The sequence below is a fragment of the Amycolatopsis sp. NPDC034160 genome, assembly GCF_055575355.1.
In genome coordinates this window covers 94945-112524 of the sequence record NZ_JBVISU010000014.1, presented here as the reverse complement: position 1 = coordinate 112524, position 17580 = coordinate 94945, and the positions used below count along the sequence as shown (strand labels likewise).

At 69.0% G+C, this 17580-nt stretch carries 17 protein-coding genes; 6 read left to right on the top strand and 11 right to left on the bottom strand.

Features of this window, described 5'->3' with window-relative positions; all coding sequences use genetic code 11:
- Window positions 1-33: 33 nt before the first annotated feature.
- Together ACZ54P_RS25975 and ACZ54P_RS25970 are read right to left on the bottom strand one after the other, a co-directional pair.
- Complete coding sequence (locus ACZ54P_RS25975) at window positions 34-300, bottom strand: hypothetical protein (RefSeq protein WP_465464166.1); 267 nt, start codon at window positions 298-300, stop codon at window positions 34-36.
- A 132-nt stretch (window positions 301-432) separates the two neighbouring features.
- A complete protein-coding gene (locus ACZ54P_RS25970; RefSeq protein ID WP_465464165.1) occupies window positions 433-912 on the bottom strand; it encodes an Lrp/AsnC family transcriptional regulator in 480 nt (159 codons plus the stop codon).
- 108 nt (window positions 913-1020) lie between these two features.
- Here ACZ54P_RS25970 and ACZ54P_RS25965 point away from each other — a divergent pair, with 108 nt between their 5' ends.
- Entirely contained in the window at window positions 1021-2079 is a 1059-nt protein-coding gene (locus tag ACZ54P_RS25965) for a Glu/Leu/Phe/Val dehydrogenase dimerization domain-containing protein (protein WP_465464164.1), read from the top strand.
- On the opposite strand, the gene ACZ54P_RS25960 is transcribed toward ACZ54P_RS25965, so the two are convergent.
- From ACZ54P_RS25960 to ACZ54P_RS25930, 7 genes are all read right to left on the bottom strand, one after another.
- A complete protein-coding gene (locus ACZ54P_RS25960; protein ID WP_465464163.1) occupies window positions 2021-3271 on the bottom strand; it encodes an ABC transporter substrate-binding protein in 1251 nt (416 codons plus the stop codon). The genes ACZ54P_RS25965 and ACZ54P_RS25960 overlap by 59 nt on opposite strands.
- Window positions 3268-4425, bottom strand: a complete 1158-nt coding sequence (locus ACZ54P_RS25955) for a branched-chain amino acid ABC transporter permease (protein ID WP_465464162.1) — start codon at window positions 4423-4425, stop codon at window positions 3268-3270. Before ACZ54P_RS25955 ends, ACZ54P_RS25960 begins: the two co-directional genes overlap by 4 nt.
- Window positions 4418-5296, bottom strand: a complete 879-nt coding sequence (locus tag ACZ54P_RS25950; protein ID WP_465464161.1) for a branched-chain amino acid ABC transporter permease — start codon at window positions 5294-5296, stop codon at window positions 4418-4420. Before ACZ54P_RS25950 ends, ACZ54P_RS25955 begins: the two co-directional genes overlap by 8 nt.
- A complete protein-coding gene (locus tag ACZ54P_RS25945; RefSeq protein ID WP_465464160.1) occupies window positions 5293-6069 on the bottom strand; it encodes an ABC transporter ATP-binding protein in 777 nt (258 codons plus the stop codon). Before ACZ54P_RS25945 ends, ACZ54P_RS25950 begins: the two co-directional genes overlap by 4 nt.
- Window positions 6066-6875, bottom strand: a complete 810-nt coding sequence (locus ACZ54P_RS25940) for an ABC transporter ATP-binding protein (RefSeq protein WP_465464159.1) — start codon at window positions 6873-6875, stop codon at window positions 6066-6068. Before ACZ54P_RS25940 ends, ACZ54P_RS25945 begins: the two co-directional genes overlap by 4 nt.
- Before the next feature lie 193 nt (window positions 6876-7068).
- Complete coding sequence (locus ACZ54P_RS25935) at window positions 7069-7710, bottom strand: response regulator (RefSeq protein ID WP_465464158.1); 642 nt, start codon at window positions 7708-7710, stop codon at window positions 7069-7071.
- Window positions 7680-8861 (bottom strand): GAF domain-containing sensor histidine kinase, encoded by a 1182-nt coding sequence (locus ACZ54P_RS25930; protein ID WP_465464157.1) that lies wholly within the window; start codon window positions 8859-8861, stop codon window positions 7680-7682. Before ACZ54P_RS25930 ends, ACZ54P_RS25935 begins: the two co-directional genes overlap by 31 nt.
- A gap of 93 nt (window positions 8862-8954) precedes the next feature.
- On the opposite strand from ACZ54P_RS25930, the gene ACZ54P_RS25925 reads away from it, so the two are divergent.
- Window positions 8955-11720: an FAD-binding and (Fe-S)-binding domain-containing protein gene (locus tag ACZ54P_RS25925; protein ID WP_465464156.1), complete on the top strand. Its 2766-nt coding sequence runs from the start codon at window positions 8955-8957 to the stop codon at window positions 11718-11720.
- 230 nt (window positions 11721-11950) lie between these two features.
- Entirely contained in the window at window positions 11951-13153 is a 1203-nt protein-coding gene (locus tag ACZ54P_RS25920) for a cytochrome P450 (RefSeq protein WP_465464155.1), read from the top strand.
- Here the strand turns inward: ACZ54P_RS25920 and ACZ54P_RS25915 are convergent.
- Together ACZ54P_RS25915 and ACZ54P_RS25910 are read right to left on the bottom strand one after the other, a co-directional pair.
- Window positions 13134-14048 (bottom strand): phosphotransferase family protein, encoded by a 915-nt coding sequence (locus ACZ54P_RS25915; RefSeq protein WP_465464154.1) that lies wholly within the window; start codon window positions 14046-14048, stop codon window positions 13134-13136. The genes ACZ54P_RS25920 and ACZ54P_RS25915 overlap by 20 nt on opposite strands.
- A 42-nt stretch (window positions 14049-14090) precedes the next feature.
- Window positions 14091-14657, bottom strand: a complete 567-nt coding sequence (locus ACZ54P_RS25910; RefSeq protein ID WP_465464153.1) for a TetR/AcrR family transcriptional regulator — start codon at window positions 14655-14657, stop codon at window positions 14091-14093.
- A 113-nt stretch (window positions 14658-14770) separates the two neighbouring features.
- Between ACZ54P_RS25910 and ACZ54P_RS25905 the strand changes: the two genes are divergently transcribed.
- The 3 genes from ACZ54P_RS25905 to ACZ54P_RS25895 are packed head-to-tail and all read left to right on the top strand — an operon-like array spanning window position 14771 to window position 17453.
- Complete coding sequence (locus ACZ54P_RS25905) at window positions 14771-15961, top strand: cytochrome P450 (RefSeq protein WP_465464152.1); 1191 nt, start codon at window positions 14771-14773, stop codon at window positions 15959-15961.
- A gap of 2 nt (window positions 15962-15963) precedes the next feature.
- The gene (locus ACZ54P_RS25900; RefSeq protein ID WP_465464151.1) at window positions 15964-16179 is read left to right on the top strand and encodes a ferredoxin; all 216 of its coding nucleotides are present in this window, start codon (window positions 15964-15966) and stop codon (window positions 16177-16179) included.
- Window positions 16180-16232: 53 nt separating this feature from the next.
- A complete protein-coding gene (locus ACZ54P_RS25895) occupies window positions 16233-17453 on the top strand; it encodes a GNAT family N-acetyltransferase (RefSeq protein ID WP_465464150.1) in 1221 nt (406 codons plus the stop codon).
- The last annotated feature ends 127 nt before the right edge of the window (window positions 17454-17580 follow it).

The window sequence follows — 17580 nt, the reverse complement described above, 5'->3', positions numbered from 1 at the left end:
CGTCGCGCCGGGGAACCGCCGGGGCAACCCGTTTTACGCGGCCAGCTCCGGTGTCGCGACCCCCAGTGCCGCCGCCCCCGCCTGGGTGAGCAGGGCGGGGACGCGTTCGCCCCACCTCCCGCCCCTGGCGGCAGCCACCAGGCCGAGACGGGCGAGGCGGTGCGCGGTGTGCTGGTCGCAGCAGGCGAGACCGTCGACGAACAGGTCCGGCTCGCAGCTGCAGCTGATCTCGGCGTGGCCATCGGCCACGGCTCTCAGGGTGGCCCGCTCACGATGATTCAGCTCGGTCCGAACGTCCATGGCGTGCCTCCTTTCTGGTCCGCTGATGAACAGTTAAACCCAAACCCCCGACAGTTTCCGTCTTCTCCGATGCGATTCCTCGGATTTCGGACGTACTCAAGGGCGGTGTGTCGCGTAATCAAGGGTGCGCCCCTAGGGACCCTCACCCGGTATTCGTCGCGGAAGCGGTTCCAGCTCGGTCTTGCGCAGATGCCGGAAAATGATCGAACTCCGGAAGCCGACGATCTCCTTGCGCTTCGACAAGCGATCCACCAGAAAGGAGTGGAGCTGATCGACGTCCTGCGCGGCGACGTGGATCAGGAAATCATCGCTGCCGGCGGTGACGAAGACGGAAAGGACCTCCGGCAATTCCGCGACCGAGCGCTGGAAGGAGTCGATCACCTCCCGGCTCAGCGGCCGCACCTGGGCCGAGACCATCGCCTGGACACCGCGGTTGAGGCTGCGCAGGTCGATGTCCGCGTGGTAGCCGCGGATGACACCGCGTTCCCGTAACAGCCGCGTGCGTTCGAGACAGGTCGACGGCGCGACGCCGACCTTGCGCGCGATGTCGCGGTTCGACTGCCGCGCATCCGCCTGGAGTTCCCGGATGATCGCCGAATCAAGTTCGTCCACGATGCTTCCTTCCCGGAGTCTGCCGAATATCGTTCGCCAGAGGCTCTGCAAGCCTGGTGATCAGCCTAACTTCAGAGCAGCCGACTAATTGCGCGGAAGGAAGCGAAAATGTCCGTACAGGAGTTGGTCGTGCGGCGGGGCCGCCGATCCGGGGTGACCACGATGGTGGCCGTGCATTCGAGCACGCTCGGCCCGGCCGTCGGCGGCTGCCGGTTCAAGGTCTATCCCGGTATCCGCGACGCGATCGACGACGTCTTGAGGTTGTCCGAGGCCATGACCCGTAAATGCGCGGTCGCGGGCCTAAACTTCGGCGGCGGCAAGAGCGTCGTCGCGCTGCAGAGGACGCCGACGCCCGCGAAGCGGCGTGACATCCTGCTCGACCACGCCGACCTCATCGCGTCACTCGGCGGGGCGTATCTCGCCGGTCCGGACGTCGGCACGGGCCCGGAAGACATGCTCGTGCTGCGTGAACGGACCCCGCACGTGTTCTGTCTCCCCGAAGAGCACGGTGGCACCGGTTCTTCGAGCGGGCCGACCGCCGTCGGCGTGCTCGCGGCACTGAAGGCCGGGGCACGGACGGCCTTCGGAGACGCCTCGATGAAGGAACGAAAAGTGGTCATCAGCGGCTACGGCTCGGTCGGTGCGTATCTGGCCACCGAGCTTTCCGCGCGGGGCGCCGAGGTGACCGTGTCCGATGTGGACGAACGACGGCTGGCTCTCGCGGCGGACCAGGGGCTGGGCGTGATCCGGCCGGATCAAGTGCTCGGTTTCCCCGCCGACGTCCTGATCCCGGCTGCCGTCGGCGGGCTCTTCGGGCCGGAAACCGAGGTCACCGCACCGCTCGTCGTCGGCCCCGCCAACAACCAGCTGACCGACGACACGGTGGCGGACGACCTCGCCGCCAAGGGAATCCTGTGGATCCCGGACTTCGTGGCGAGCGCCGGGGGAGTCCTCTACACCCTCGGACGCGAAGCCAAGGCGCTGACCCACGCGGAGGCAATCGCCCGCGTCGAAACCCTGGAGACGACCACGCGACAGCTCCTCGACGCCGCCTCGGCCAACGGCACCACACCGCTGGCCGAAGCGAACGCTCTCGCTGAAGCTCGTCTCACTTCTGGTGCGGCGCCACGTACTCCTTCGCCTCAGGAGCCTCGAACAGCGGCTTGACGTAGCGGACCCCGCCCTCGGCCGACGCGTCCGGTGTCGCCGCGTACACCTGGCGCGTCGCCGGGGTGCCCGCCTTCGAGAAGTCCAGCGCCGCCACCAGATCCCCGGTGCTCGCCGACGTCGTCTGCTTCAGTGCGGCGGCGATGCCGTCCCGGGTGAGGTCCTTGTTCTCGCACGCCTTCGTGAGCACCGTGCCCCACACCTCGCCGACCGCGTAGCCGTAAGGGATCCCGCCGTTCGGGGTCTCCTTGTACGCTGCCTTGTACTTCGTCGCGACGTCCTTGGCCTTGGGGATGTCGGCGGAGAACGGGACGCTGCTGGCGACGATCGTCAGCTTGTCCAGCGCGTTAGCCGCCGGGCTCTTCAGCAGCACGGGATCGAATACCGGGTTGTTGCCGAGCACCGGCACGTTCAGCCCGAGCGCCTTGTTCGCCGCGAGCGCCGAACCGGTCTGCGCGGGGGTGGTGGTCAGGACGATGGATTTCACGCCGTCGCCCTTGAGTCCGGTGATGATGTTGGTGAGGTCGTTGTCGGTCGAGGTCACCTTGACCTCTTTGATCGTCAGGTTGTGCTTCTTGGCGTAGAACTGCGAGCCGCGCAAACCGTTCTTGCCGTATTCGCCGTCGATGTAGACGTGCCCGATCGTGTCGCCGTCCTTCACGAGGCCCTGTTCCTGGAAGTACGACAGCCCGTCGATGATCTCCAGGTCGTAGGTCGTCCCGACGATCATCACGTACTGGTTGTCGAGCAGTTCCGACGACCACGACGCGGGCGCGGCGACGGTCTTGTCCGAGGCGATGTTCTGTTTCAGCGCGGCGACCACCGGGGAGCCGAGCAGCTGGACGAACCCGAGCACCTTCGGCTCGATCTGCGGATACAGCGTCTTGGCCGTGTCCGCCTTGTAGCCGTGGTCGACGGTCTCCAGTTCGACCTGGCGCCCGCACGCCCCGCCCGCGGCGTTGAAGTCCTTGGCCCACAACTCGTTCCCCTGCGTGATGCCGAGCCCGAGGTTCTTGAACACCCCGGTCTTGTCGGTCATCACGCCGAGGGTGATCTCCGAGGCGGTCACTCCTTTGTCGGTCTTGACCCCCGAACCGTCCGCCCCCGAGGACCCCGAGTCGCCCGCTTTCGTGCTGCACGCCGCAAGGGCGAGGACCGCCGCCAGCGCGACGGCCGGATATGTGCGCTTCATTTGTCTTGCTCCTCCGGGAGACGATGTTTCTTGGCGGGGGTGATGCGGCGGCCGATCGCGGCGAGCCCGCCCGGTTCGAAGAGCACCACGAGGATGATCGCGGCGCCGTAGACGAACGAGCTGACCAGGATCGGGGTCAAGGCGCCGTCCCCGGTTCCGGAGAACCAGCCGAGATCGGCGGAGTACAGCGAAAGCACCTGCGGCAGCCCGTTGACGATCAGCGCGCCCACCAGCGCGCCCGGCACCGAGCCGAGTCCCCCGATGATCACCATGGCCAGGAAGGCGATGGAGATGTTGATCCCGTACGTCCCGAATTCGCTCTCGTCGGGTTTGAGGATGTCGAACCACAGCACGGTCATCGCGCCGGCGAGCCCCGCGTACGCCGAGGAGACCGCGAACGCGCCCGCCTTGGCGTGCGTGACGCTGACTCCCATCACGGACGCGACCGCCTCGTTGTCCCGCACCGCCCGCCACGACCGGCCGACCCGGCTGCGCACCGCCGCCTTGGCGACCACGAACGCGAGCACGGTCAGCAGCAGGAACAGGTACCAGATCCGTTCCGCCTGCCGGATCGGGACGCCCATCAGCTCGATTTCGGGGCCGCCGTTGGTGAACGGGAAACCGAACAGGGAGAACGGCTCGGGCGTGCGCCCGGTCGACGTCCCGCCGGTCAGCGTCTCGGCCGACTGTCCTAAGTAGAGACCCAGGAACACCAGTGAAAGAGACGCGACACCGAGGTAGATTCCCCGCAGCCGTCCCGAAACCGGAGCGAAAGCCAGCCCGAGCAGAGCCGCGATCACCACCGCGCCGACCAGCGCCAGCCCGGGATCGACGCCGAGCCCGAACACGCGCTCGTCGTCGGCCGGTCCGGAAAGGACGGTGTACCCGGTCGCGCCGGCCAGCAGGAAGAACGCGTGTGCCAGCGACAACTGCCCGGCCTGCCCGACCAGCAGCGTCAGCCCGATCGCGCCGACCCCGCCGATCATCATGTACTGCCCGGCCTTCAGCCAGGCGGCGTCGAGATAGAGCGGGATGGCGAGCAGGACGACGAGCAGCGCGACCCAGGCCAACGCCTTGAACAGCCGCCTCCGATCGCGTTTCACCGGCGGTGTCGGCGGCGCCGCGGGCGAGGTCTTCACAGCGGTGTCAGACACGTGTGCTCTCCCTCGTCCCGAACAATCCGGACGGCCGCACCACCAGGACCACGAGCATCACCAGGAAGACCGCGCTCTTGGAGAAGTCGAACGACACGTACTGCGCCGAAAGCGCCTCGACGAGTCCGACGACCAGGCCACCCACCACCGCGCCCGCCGTCGAGTCCAGCCCGCCGAGGATGGCCGCGGGGAACGCCGCGAGCGCGATGGAATGCGTGCCGCGAGACAGCCCCGCGCCCGAGAAGTCCTGCGTGGCGATGAACAGCACCGCGACCCCGGCGAGCACCCCGGCGACCACCCACGCCGTCGCCGTCACCCGGGAACTGCGGATCCCCATCAGCGCGGCGGCCTCGCGGTTCTCGGCCTGCGCCCGCATCGCGACACCCCAGTTCGAGTACTTGAAGGCCAAGGTGAACGCGGTGATCAGCACGGCGGCGACCACCAGCGCCACGAGATGCGTGCGGAACAGGGTGATCCCGCCGATCCGGAACGGCTGCGCGTCCCAGGCGTCGCCGAGGAACGGCAACGTGACGCCGAGGCGCCGGACGATCTCCTCGGTGACGATCACGTCGACGCCGATGGTCAGCAACGCCAGGCTGTTCGCGTCCGCGTGCCGCGAGCGGGACAGCAGAAACCGTTCCAGCAGCAGCGCGAGCAGCCCCGCCGACACGATGCCGACCAGCGACGCGCCCGCCCAGCCGAGCGCCTCCCTGGTCACGACGACCAGGTAGCCGCCGAACAGCACGAGCGAGCCGTGCGCGAAGTTGACCACCTCGGTGGCCTTGAAGATGATCACGAAACCCAGCGCCAGCAACGCGAACACCGCGCCCTTGCCGAGTCCGTTCACCACGAGTTGCAGGAAAGTGTTCACGCCGTGGCCTCCGTGCCGAGGTATGCCTTGATCACGTCCGGATCCGACTGGACATCGGCCGGTGTCCCGTCGGCGATGCGCTTGCCGAAGTCCAGGACGGTGACCCGGTCCGCGATGCCCATCACCAGCCCCATGTCGTGTTCGACGAGCAGGATCGAAATGCCGAGCTCATCGCGGATGTCGCGGATCGTCCCGGCCAGTTCGGCCGTCTCGGTCGCGTTCATCCCGGCCGCTGGTTCGTCGAGCAGCAGCAGGACCGGTTCGACGGCGAGCGCGCGGGCGAGGTCGACGCGTTTCACCGCGCCGTAGGGCAGCGCGCCGACCGGCAGGTCCACCAGCGCGCCGATCCCGAGGAACTCGCAGATCTCCTTGACCCGCGCGGAATGCCGTCGTTCCGCCCGGATCGTCCACGGCAGCCGGAGACCACAGGCGAGGAAGCCGCCCTTGGTCAGCGCGTGCCGTCCGAGCATGACGTTGTCGAGCACGGTCGAGCCGGGGGAGAGCGCGGCGTTCTGGAACGAGCGGCCCACGCCGAGTCCGGCCAGCCGATGCGGCGGGAGTCCGGAAAGGACGGTGTCGCCGAGCCGGACGCTGCCGCTGTCCGCCCGATAGAGCCCGCTGATCACGTTGAAGCAACTGGACTTCCCGGCGCCGTTCGGGCCGATCAGCGCGTGCAGCGCACCGGAGCCGACGGTGAACGAGACGTCGTCCAGCGCCCGGATGCCGCCGAAGCGCAGGGTCACGTTCTCGACGTGCAATTCCGGCGGCGTCATCCGGCCCACCTCGACAGGCTCCGGCCCGCGCGGTGCTCGCGGGCGTCTTCGGCCTCGGCTTCGGCGGTGGCCTGCGATTCGGCGTGACCGCCGAGGTAGAGCCGCTGGACGTCCTCGCTCGCCACGAGTTCGGCCGTCGTCCCGGCCAGCGCGACCCGGCCGACCTCGAGGACGATCGCGTGATCGGCCACCCGCAACGCCATCACGGCGTTCTGCTCGACCAGGACGACCGCCGTGCCCTGCTCGTGGATCTCGCGGACGATGGCGCCGATCCGCTCCACGATCTTCGGTGCGAGCCCGAGCGAAGGTTCGTCGAGCAGCAGCAACCGCGGGCCGGACATCAGCGCGCGGCCGATCGCGAGCATCTGCTGCTCGCCGCCGGAAAGCAGACCGGCGCGCTGGTTGGCGCGTTCGGACAGGACGGGGAAGAGCTCGTCGACGCGTTTGCGGGCGGCGGCGCGTTGGCCGGGGGAGCGGGCGCCGATCCCGCCCGCGCGCAGGTTCTCTTCGACCGTCATCCGCGCGAAGACCTGACGGCCTTCGGGGACGCCGACCACGCCGAGACCGACGATGCGGGCCGGATCGAGCCTGGTCAGCGGTTTGCCGTCGTAGCGGACCTCGCCGGCGGAAACCGAGCCGCGGTGCATGCGCAGCGTCCCGGAGACGGTGCGCAGCAGGGTCGACTTCCCGGCGCCGTTGCTGCCGAGGACGGCCAGTACGCCATCAGGGGAAACGTCGAGGTCGACCCCGTGCAGTGCGGCCACCGATCGGCCGTACCGCACCTGAAGATCACGGACACTCAGCAAGCCGCCTCCTCCGTTCGTGTGACGCGAGTCACGATCGGTGGCGGTCATCCTGCGTGGGCACCCTCCGCCGCGTTACCCCCACCTGGAGACCCACGCGGCTACAAAACGGACACGGTGCCGACCAGCCGCATTTAGTCCTCTCAATGCGGTACATGCACGCGCAACTACCGCATTGAGAGGACGAAACGCAGGGTTACAGGAGGCCGGCTTCGGAAGCCTTCCCGATGGCTTCGACGCGGTTGCGGGCACCGAGCTTGTGCAGCGCGGACTGCAGGTAGGTCTTCACCGTGTTCCGCGCCAGCCCGGTCGACTCCGCGATCTCCGGGTTCGTCTGGCCCTGCGCGGCCAGCCGCAGGACCTCGTACTCACGCCGCGTCAGACCGCTGCGGGCCAGCGCGTCGGACCGGTGGCCGTCGTCGGGGAAGATGCGCGGATCGACGACGTGTTCGCCCTTCAGCACCTGCCGTAACGCGGCCACCAGATCCGTCCCCGCGACGTCCTTGAGCAGGCAACCGTGCGCGCCGGAGTCCAGCGCGGCCCGCACCCCCTGATGGTCGCCGTGCGCGGTGAACACCACGATCCGCCCGGCCGGATGCACCCGCCGGAGTTCGGCGATGACCTCGGGCGCGAGCATGTCCGGCAGCCGCAGGTCCAGCAGGATCAGCACCGGTTTCAGCTCACCCGCCCGCTGGATCGCGGCCCGTCCGGTCTCGGCCGACCCGACGACGCTCATCGACGGGTCGTAGCGCAGCAGCAGGCTCACCCCGTCACGGACCACCGGATGGTCGTCCACGACGAGCACGGTCACCGGCGACGGCACGGTTCCGGCACCCAAGCGCGCAGTGTGCACCCGTCGTCATCGTCGCGGACCAGGCTGACCCGGCCGCCGAGCCGCGCGGCGCGTTCGGCCAGCGCGCGCAGGCCCATCCCGGTGCCGGGAGCGGGTTCCTCGTCGCGATGACCGGCGCCGTCGTCGGCGACGACCACCTGCACGCCGTCTTCGCTGGGCAGCAGGCTGACCACGACCGACAGCGCGTCGGCGTGTTTCTCGACGTTGAGCAGGGCTTCCCGGACGGCCGCCACGAGCAGGCCGGTGCGCTCGGCGTCCAGCCGTGGCACCGGGGCGAGCTGGACGAACCGAGCCGGGACGCCGCTGCGGGCCTGGAACGAGCGGCAGTGCTCGGCCAGTTCCACCGGCAGCGCGCGTTCCGGACTCGACTCCGACAGCGCCAGCAGCGACTCCCGCAGCGCCCGTGACGCGGCCGACACGTCGCCTTCGAGCCGCCGCAGCCGCGATTCCAGCGCCGGGTTGTCGCTGATGTCCTCATGCAGGTTCCGGACCTGGACGCCGATGGAGAACAGCAGCGCGCCGACCGAATCGTGCAGCGCGCTCTGCATCCGAAGCCGTTCGGCGGACAAGGCCGTCTCACGGTCGGCCTCGGCGACCGACGCCAGTTTCAGCGCCCGGCCGGCCTCACCGGCGATGTCTTCGAGGGACTGCACCGCGTCGTCACCGAAGTCACGGGGCTCGCGCATGGCGGCGTACGCGATGGCGACGGTCTCGGTCTTCCCACCGGACTCGCTGAGGATCGGGACGGCGATCATCGCGGCCAACCCCTCGCCGCGGACCTGCGCGTCGAACTGGTGGGTGATACTTGGCGAGCTGACGTAGTCGGTGACCCGGACCGGCCTGCCCAGCGCGAGCACCCGGCCGCCGATGCCCTGGCCGATCGGCACGGCGAGATCCTGCAGCGCGTCCGTGCGGGTGCCCGACGTCCAGCGGATCACCGCCTGTTCGGGGCCCGCCAGCTCGGCGACGAAGCCGGAATGCGTACCGATGGACTCGCGGATCAGCCGCGCCGTCCCGTTGAGCGCCGCGACCCGGTCGAGGGTGGCGAGCAACTCTTCACGCTCGCGAAGGAGCCCGCCGAGCACCGCGCTGTGCTCGGCGGCGAGTTCCTCCGCGACCTGGCGTTTCGCCGTCACGCGATCACGATCGCACACGGACGTGGTTTCCGACACACCCGACCGGAGAGGTACACCGGTGCTTTCTCGGCCGCGGTTGTCTTGAATGGACCCGTGGAGATTCTGGCCGACGCCGCGACACTCGCCCTGTACACGACCGACGCCTCCAATTACCGGCACGTGCCCCTGGGTGTGGTGCTGCCGCGGAGCGTCGACGAGGTGGTCGCGGCCGTCGCCGCCTGCCGCGAGGCCGGGCTGCCGGTCATCGCCCGCGGCGGCGGCACCAGCGTCGCGGGCAACTCGTGCGGGCCGGGCGTCGTGATCGACACTTCGCGACACCTCGGCGGCGTCCTCGACCTCGATCCCGGGGCGCGGACGGCGAGGGTGGCGCCCGGAACCGTCCTCGACGACCTCCAGGCGCTCGCCGCGCCGCACGGGCTCCGGTTCGGGCCCGATCCGTCGACGCATTCGCGCTGCACGATCGGCGGGATGATCGGCAACAACGCTTGCGGCTCGCATTCGGTCGCCTATGGGCGCACGGTCGACGTCGTCCGCGAACTCGACGTACTGCTCTACGACGGCACCCGGCTGACCGTCGGGCCGACCTCACCGTCCGAAGTGGACACCCGTGCGGCCATGCCCGGTACGGAAGGCCGGGTCTTCTCCGAACTACGCGCACTCGTCCGGGACAACCTGGCGTTGCTGCGCACCGAACTGTCCACCTTCGGCAGGCGCGTGTCCGGATACGGCCTGGAACACCTGTTGCCGGAGAACGGTTTCGACGTCGCCAAGGCGCTGGTCGGCAGCGAGGGCACCTGCGTCACCGTGCTGGAGGCGAAGGTCTCACTCGCCGAGGTCCCGAAGCGCAAAGTGCTCGCGGTACTCGGTTTCGAGTCCGACATCGCCGCGGCCGACGCCGTCCCGGCGATCCTGCCCTGGTCGCCGCTGACCGTCGAAGGTGTCGACGCGGACCTCGTCGCGCTGCTGGAACCCGGCCGCGCCGACGGCCTGCCGCCCGGTGGCGCCTGGTTGTTCGTCGAGATGGCCGATCCGGACAAGGCGCGCGACCTGATCGCCGCACTGAGCGGCGCGCTGACCGGAGCCACCCTGCTGGACGACGCGGCCGCGCAGAAGCGGCTGTGGCGCATCCGGGAAGAGGGCGCCGGGCTGGCGACGCGGCTCGCCGGTGGCGAGGAGGCCTGGCCCGGCTGGGAGGACGCCGCCGTCCCTCCCGAGCGGCTGGGGGCGTATCTGCGCGAGTTCAAGGAACTCATGCGCGCGCACGGCCGCAAGAGCGTCGTCTACGGCCACTACGGTGAGGGCTGCCTCCATCTGCGGCTGGACTTCGATCTGCTTTCCCCGCAAGGGATCGCCGGGTTCCGGTCCTTTCTCGAAGAGGCGGCCGACCTGGTCGCGAAGCACGGCGGCTCGCTGTCCGGGGAACACGGCGACGGCCAGGCCCGCTCGGAACTGCTGCCCCGGATGTACAGCCCTGAGATCCTCGCGCTTTTCGAGCGGTTCAAGGGAATTTTCGACCCGGGCGGAAAAATGAACCCCGGCATCCTCGTCGCCCCGAGGGCGGTCGACGCGGATCTCCGGGTGCGACGCGCGCCGCTGGAACTCGAAGACGTCACCGCGCTCGCGTACCCGGAGGACCAGGGCAGCTTCGGTCAGGCGATGCGGCGCTGTGTCGGCGTCGGGAAGTGCCGCAACACCACCGGCGCGGGCGTGATGTGCCCGAGCTACCGCGCCACTCGCGAGGAAAAACACTCGACGCGGGGCCGCGCGCATCTGCTCGCCGAGATGGTGAACGGCGAACTGATCACCGACGGCTGGCGGTCGAAGGAGGTCGCCGAGGCGCTGGACCTGTGCCTGTCGTGCAAGGGCTGCCTGTCCGACTGCCCGGTCGATGTCGACATGGCGACCTACAAGGCGGAATTCCTGCACCAGCATCACAAGGGGCGGCTGCGCCCGGCGTCGCACTACTCGATGGGCTGGCTCCCGGTGTGGCTGCGCGCCGCCGCGCTGGCGCCGCGGCTGGCGAACACGATGTCGCGCCGGTTCTCCGGCCTGCTGAAACGGCTCGGCGGGATCGCGCCGGAACGGGAGCTGCCGACCTTCGCCACGGCGCCGTTCACGCGACGCCGTGGCGATCTCAAGCGCTGGGCGACCGGTTCGAGGCCCGTGGTGCTGTGGCCCGACTCCTTCAACAACTACCTGACCCCGGACGTCCTCGACGCCGCGGCCGAAGTGCTCACCGCGGCGGGCTACGACGTCGTCCTGCCGGATCGCGGTGTCTGCTGCGGCCTCACCTGGGTGTCCACCGGACAACTCGACATGGCGAAGAAGGTGTTGCGCAACACGCTTTCCGTCCTCGAACCGTATCTGCGCGCGGGGTATCAGGTCGCCGGGCTGGAACCGAGTTGCACGGCGCTCTTCCGCGGTGACCTTCCGGCGCTCCTGCCCGATGAGCCGATGGCGGAACTGCTCGCCCGGCACACCAGGACGTTCGCCGAACTCGTCGAGGACTCGCCGCTCGAATTCCGCGCGCTCGACGTCGAGGCGCTCAGCCAGGTCCACTGTCATCAGCACGCCGTGCTCGGTTTCGACGCCGACGAGGCCGCGATGCGCGCCGCGGGTATCCACAATTCCACCATGGATTCCGGCTGCTGCGGGTTGGCGGGCAACTTCGGTTTCGAACGCGGGCACTACGACGTTTCCGTCGCCTGCGCCGAGGATCGCATGCTGCCCGCGATCCGCGCCGCGGCCGAGGGGACCGAAGTGGTCGCCGACGGGTTCAGCTGCCGGACACAGATCGGGCAACTGGACGGACGCCGGGCCGTGCACCTCGCGGAACTACTCCGGCGCGCGCTTCCCTAGGGCCGATCCTCGTGAGTGGTAATGACGGTTCTAACCGTCATTACCACTCACGACACCCGACCGACGACGAAAGGCAGTTTCTCCTGGCTTTCGCGAACCCGGACGCGCTCGTCGAAGCCGCCTGGAGTTCCTGCGCGGGATTATCACGTGGTGAGAAGGATCTTCGGCTCTTCGGGCGGGTGATCGGCCGGAGACTTCCGATCCCGGCGTCGCCCGCTCATCATCGGCCCATGACAGCCACGTACCCGGCGGCCAAGGACGACCCCGCGACCCCGATGGGCGCGATCTACGCCGACCATCCGCCGATGTCCAAGGTCGTCTTCCCGAGCGGCTGTGAAGGCTGGCTGGTGACCAGGTACGAAGACGTCCGGCTGATCTTCTCGGACAAGCGGTTCTCCCGGAACCTGCTCGCTCCGGGCGCGCCCTGCCTCATCGAGCCGGGCGACTTCTCCACCGGTGAGCACAGCATCCTGAACATGGACCCGCCGGATCACACGCGGTTGCGGAAGCTGTCGGCGCAGGCCTTCACCGTCCGCCGGATCGCCGCGCTGCGGCCACGGATCCAGGAGATCGCCGACGGTCTCCTGCACGCGATGGCCGAACACGGGCCGCCGGTGGATCTCGTCGAGGTGTTCGCCTTCCCGCTGCCCACCGCCGTCATGTGCGAGATCCTCGGCGTCCCGTTCGCAGGCAGGGAACGGTTCCGCCAGTGGTCGCGGGTGATCGTCACACCGGTGGCGCACAGCCCCGAGGAAGTGGCGCAGGCCCGGCGGGACGGGGCGGAGGACATGGCCGCCCTCGTCGCCGTCAAGCGGGCGACGCCGGGTGAAGACCTGCTAAGCGTGCTCGTGCACGCCCGCGACGAGGACGGTGACCGGCTCACCGAGGAAGAGCTGATCGACCTGGCCACCCAACTTCTCCTGGCCGGACACGAGACCACGGTCAGCCTGATCGCGACCGGGATCGTCCTGCTGTCCGGGAATCCGGAGCAGTTCGCCGCGTTGCGCTCGGATCCCGGGCTGACCGCGGGCGCCGTCGAGGAGATCCTGCGATTCGACGGGCCGGCCGACGCGTCGCTGCTGCGAGTCGCGCTGGAGGACGTCGAATTGAGCGCGGGGCTGGTTCGGCGCGGTGAAGCCGTGCTGGCGCACACCGGCGCGGCGAATCGCGACGAGAGCGCCTTTCCCGGCGCGTCGCGGTTCGACATCCGGCGCCGGAACGCGCCACAACTCGGCTTCGGGCACGGACTTCACTTCTGTCTCGGCGCCGCGCTCGCCCGGCTCGAAGGGGAGATCGCGTTCCGGACCCTGCTCGACGGACTGCCGGGACTGGATCTCGCGGTTCCGGCGTCGGCCATCGTCTGGCGGCCGCCGCTTTCCATTCGCGGTCCCGAAGCGGTGCCGGTGACGTGGGCTACCACCAAGCGCGGCTGACGCTCTCCAGTGTCGGTTCGTCCGGCGCCGGAAGAATCTTGAAGTACCAGGTGAAATTGCTGTAGACGTGCAAAAGCGCGTACGCCAGGCAACGTCGCGCGAAGTCCTCGTCCGGGTCGGCGCCGTACCCGGCGAGCAGTCGCCGCAGGAAATTCTTGTCCCCGCCGGAAACGAACAGGCCGACGGCGACGAAATCGTACTCGGCCGCGCCCCGCATCGCCGGTTCGAAATCGAAGAGGCCGCTCAGCCTCGGGCGTTCGCCGTCGTGGGTGACCATGACGTGGTCGCGCATGAATTCGGTGTGCAGCGGAACGACGGGCGGGCTGCCCAGGTCGACGGAGTCGAGGAACGCCGGGATCTGTCCGATCCAGCTCTCGTCGAGGCCGGTCCGGCGATGGTGCTCGACGGCCTTCGCGCGCTGTTCGGCGATGAAGGCGGCCCAGTCCCGCGGGGCAAGGACGTCCAGCCGTGGGTCGTGCAGCGAATGCAGGGCGGCCAGCGCCTCGCCGAGTTCGGGCGCGAGCCGGTGTTTGTCCTCTGTGGACAGTTTCGGCCAGGCGTCTTTCAGTGTCTCGCCCCGAAGACGCTCCATGAGCACGTAGCCCCAGCCGTCCCGCTCGCCGGCGTCCCGCACCGCGGGGGTCGGGATCGGCAGTTTCCCGTGCAGGACCTCGAGCATCGTCCGTTCGGTGGGGAGTTCGTCGCGGTGCACCGGCGGGAACAGCTTGAGCACCAGGTCTTCGCCGACGGCGTAGACCGGCAGTGAGCCTTCGGTGAACGGGACGACGTCGCCGAGGCCGAGGGACCCGGTCAGTGACGTCACCGCCGGAAGGAGGTCCTGCCTGGTCAGAGCGTCGAACTCGGCTTCGGTGCCGGCAGGTGGGAACGAGGTCACGGACGCGACCGTAGGGCAGCGGATCCTCCGGCGGCGACCGAATTACCCGCTGCGTTCCAGCAGGGTTCGCGCGGCGCCGAGCACGAGGCGGCAGACGTCGTCCGGATCCGCGCTGGCCAGAGGCTCCTTACCGGTGATCTCGCGGACGAGCCCGATCCCGAGCAGCCAGGCCAGGATGAGGTCGGCGCGCAGATCCGCGTCTTCGGCGTCGGTCAGCGTGGCCAGTACCTTCGCGTATTCCTCGCCGAGTTGCCGCCGGACCGCGGCCGCGGCGCTGTCGTGCCCGGTCGAGCGCAGATAGGCGTCGAGGGTGCGATCGCGGCCGGTGTCGGATTGCAGCATGCTGCGCAGTGCCGTCCCGAGGAGTTCACCCGGCGGGGTGGTGGCGATCTGCTCGCGGCCACCGCGCGCCAGTACCTCTTCGAAGAGCGCATCCTTCGAACCGAAGTAGCGGAACAGCAGAGCTTGGTTGACCCCGGCGAGCTTCGCGATGTCGCGCACCGTCGTCCGGTCGAAACCGCGCTCGCCGAACAGAACCGCTGCCGCGTCGAGCAGGGCCGCCCTGGTCGCGGCCGCGTCACGCTTGCGGACCTGCGGTTCTTCCGTCATCGGGCACAGGCTATCCGGCTGTCGCACGGTAGGCGCATTGACGCTGTCCGTGATCATGGTTAGCGTTGTAAGCAGCTGCTTACAAACCGCCGAGCCGGGGGGTTTCCGGACAAATGACCACCACTGACACCGAAATTTTCGCCTATCCCTTCAACGAGGACGCGGGACTCGAACTCAACGAGGCCTACGCCGCCGCCCGCGAGGCCGAAGGCATGCTCCGTGTCCGCCTGCCCCACGGTGAGCCCGCCTGGCTCGCCGTGCGGTACGCCGACGCGCGGTTCGTGCTGGGCGATCGGCGGTTCTCCCGCGCGATGGCCACCGACAGGGACGAGCCGCGGATGGCGCCGGGCAGGCGGCCCGGCGGGATCCTGAGCATGGACCCGCCCGACCACACGCGGCTGCGCACGCTGGTCGCGAAGGCGTTCACCATGCGCCGCGTCGAACTGCTGCGGCCGAGGGTCGCGGAACTGGCGGCTGGCCTGATCGAGGACATGAAGGCCAAGGGGCAGCCCGCCGACCTCGTCGAGGATTACGCGCTGCCGATCCCGGTCGCGGTGATCTGCGAACTGCTCGGTGTCCCCGTCGAAGACCGGCCGAAGTTCCGCGTCTGGAGTGACGCCGCGCTGTCGACCAGCCCGTTGACCACCGAACAGATGATGGCCAACCAGGACGAGCTGCGGGCGTACATGCACGTGCTCGTCGAGCAGCACCGCGCCCAGCCTCAGGACGACCTGATGACCGCGCTGATCGAGGCACGCGACGTCCGCGACAGGCTGAGCGAGCTGGAACTGGTCGACATGTGCATCGGCATCCTGATCGCCGGGCACGAGACCACCGCGAGCCAGATCCCCAACTTCGTCTACGCGTTGCTCGACCAGCCGGACCAGCTGGCCCGGCTGCGCGCCGACCTGGACCTGATCCCGGCCGCGGTGGAAGAACTGCTCCGGTTCATCCCCTTGGGTGCCGGGGCCGGGTTCGCTCGCTACGCCACCGAAAACATCCAGGTGGGTGACGTGCTGGTGAAGGAAGGCGAACCGGTGATGGTCGCGATCGGCGCCGCCAACCGGGACGCACTCCAGTTCAGTGCGGCGGAAACCCTCGACTTCGACCGCGAAACCAATCCCCACCTCGGTTTCGGCCACGGCGTGCACCATTGCCTCGGTGCCCCGCTGGCGCGGTTGGAACTGCAGGAAGCCCTGCGCGCCTTGCTCCGAGATCTTCCCGGATTGCGCCTCGACGGCGATATCGTGTGGAAGACGCAAATGCTGGTGCGGGGGCCCCGCTCCATGCCGATCGGATGGTGACCATGAGCTGGAAAGTCGAGGTCGATGGCGGAACGTGCATCGGCTCGGGGATGTGTGCTTCGCTGATGCCGGAGGTCTTCGAACTCGAAGGCGCCACGGCGACGGTGATCGCGGACGAGGTCGACGCGGACGAGACCGTGCTCGACGCGGCCGATTCCTGTCCCGCGATGGCCATCGAGGTCAAGGAAGCCGGAAAGGTGATCGGGCCTCGGCCCTGATATCCGCACTTTAATGCGTGGCGGTCGTCGGTGAACAGGCGTAGGACGACGGTGTGAGCGATGAAAGCCTGACCATCCGCACCCTGACCACCGACGACCTGCCCGCGTTCGCCGAGCTGCTCGCAGGCGCTTTTCTCACTGATCTCACGGAGGGGTTGAAGCACCGCGAAACGCTGGTGTTCGAGCCGGAACGTGCGCACGGCGTCTTCGACGGCGACGAACTCATCGGGACCGGGGAACTGCTCACCCGGAAGATCACCGTTCCCGGCGCCGGGCAGACGCCGCTCGCCGCGGTCACGTCGGTAGGCGTCGCTCCGGGGCACCGCAGGCGCGGCGCGCTCACCCGCGTCATGCGGGCGCAGTTGCACGGCCTGCACGAGGACGGCGGCGAACCGATCGCCGCGCTGTGGGCGTCCGAAGCGGTCATCTACCCCCGCTTCGGTTACGGTCTCGCGGCGCAGTTCTACCGGGCGAAGGTGCGGGCGAAGTCGGTGTTCCGTCCCGGCGTCGAACTCGACACCGAACCGGTGCGCGAAATCAAGCGCGAGCAGGCGATCCCGCTGATCAAGGCGCTCTACGAGAAGGAAGCGCCGCAGCGGGTCGGTGCGCTCGACCGGCCGGAGTCGACGTGGGAGTTCATCCTCGACGACCCGGAGTACCGCCGTCACGGCGCGACAGCGCTCAAGTTCGCGGTCCTGGCGGACGGCTACGTCATTTACCGCGTGAAGAACGACTGGAACGAAGAGGGCCCGCGAGGGATCCTGACCGTGCAGGAACTGGTCGCGACCACGCCGGAGGCGTACGCGGCGCTTTATCGCTTCCTGCTCGACTACGACCTGGTCGTCACGGTGGAGACCTTCGCAGCCCTCGACGAACCGCTCATCCATCTGCTGGCCAATCCGCGCGCCATGACCCGCTCCGCCGGGGACTCGCTGTGGTTCCGGCTCGTCGACGTCGATCGCGCCCTGGTCACTCGCCGCTACAACGCTCCGGTGGACCTGGTGCTCGGCGTGCGCGACGCGTTCTGCCCGTGGAACACCGGGAACTGGCGGCTCGTCACCGACACCGACGGCCACGCCGAGGTGACCCGCGTCGACGACGCGCCGGGTCTCGAACTGGACGTGACCGACCTCGGCGCGATCTTCCTCGGCGGGACCCGGCCGAGCACGCTGGCCGCGGCGGGGCGGATCAAGGAGCGGACGGCCGGGGCGGTTTCGCGGGCGACGGCGGCCTTCGCCACCGATCGGGAGCCGTGCTGCCTGGAGTCTTTCTGATGAGGGTTATCGGGGGTAAGGCAAACGTGGCGTCTTGAGGCTTCCGGTGAGGGGTGGGTCCAGTGGGTCGTGGGGGGGGGGGGTGGGTGTGGACAACAACGCCACCCCCCGAACCACCCGACCCCAC

What these genes read in the sequence shown, in the direction of transcription:
- ACZ54P_RS25910 (WP_465464153.1), bottom strand. Translation starts at nt 14,657, where the DNA reads ATGACGGAAGAACCGCAGGTCCGCAAGCGTGACGCGGCCGCGACCAGG.
- ACZ54P_RS25920 (WP_465464155.1), top strand. Translation starts at nt 11,951, where the DNA reads ATGACAGCCACGTACCCGGCGGCCAAGGACGACCCCGCGACCCCGATG.
- ACZ54P_RS25960 (WP_465464163.1), bottom strand. Translation starts at nt 3,271, where the DNA reads ATGAAGCGCACATATCCGGCCGTCGCGCTGGCGGCGGTCCTCGCCCTT.
- ACZ54P_RS25900 (WP_465464151.1), top strand. Translation starts at nt 15,964, where the DNA reads ATGAGCTGGAAAGTCGAGGTCGATGGCGGAACGTGCATCGGCTCGGGG.
- ACZ54P_RS25965 (WP_465464164.1), top strand. Translation starts at nt 1,021, where the DNA reads ATGTCCGTACAGGAGTTGGTCGTGCGGCGGGGCCGCCGATCCGGGGTG.
- ACZ54P_RS25905 (WP_465464152.1), top strand. Translation starts at nt 14,771, where the DNA reads ATGACCACCACTGACACCGAAATTTTCGCCTATCCCTTCAACGAGGAC.
- ACZ54P_RS25945 (WP_465464160.1), bottom strand. Translation starts at nt 6,069, where the DNA reads ATGACGCCGCCGGAATTGCACGTCGAGAACGTGACCCTGCGCTTCGGC.
- ACZ54P_RS25975 (WP_465464166.1), bottom strand. Translation starts at nt 300, where the DNA reads ATGGACGTTCGGACCGAGCTGAATCATCGTGAGCGGGCCACCCTGAGA.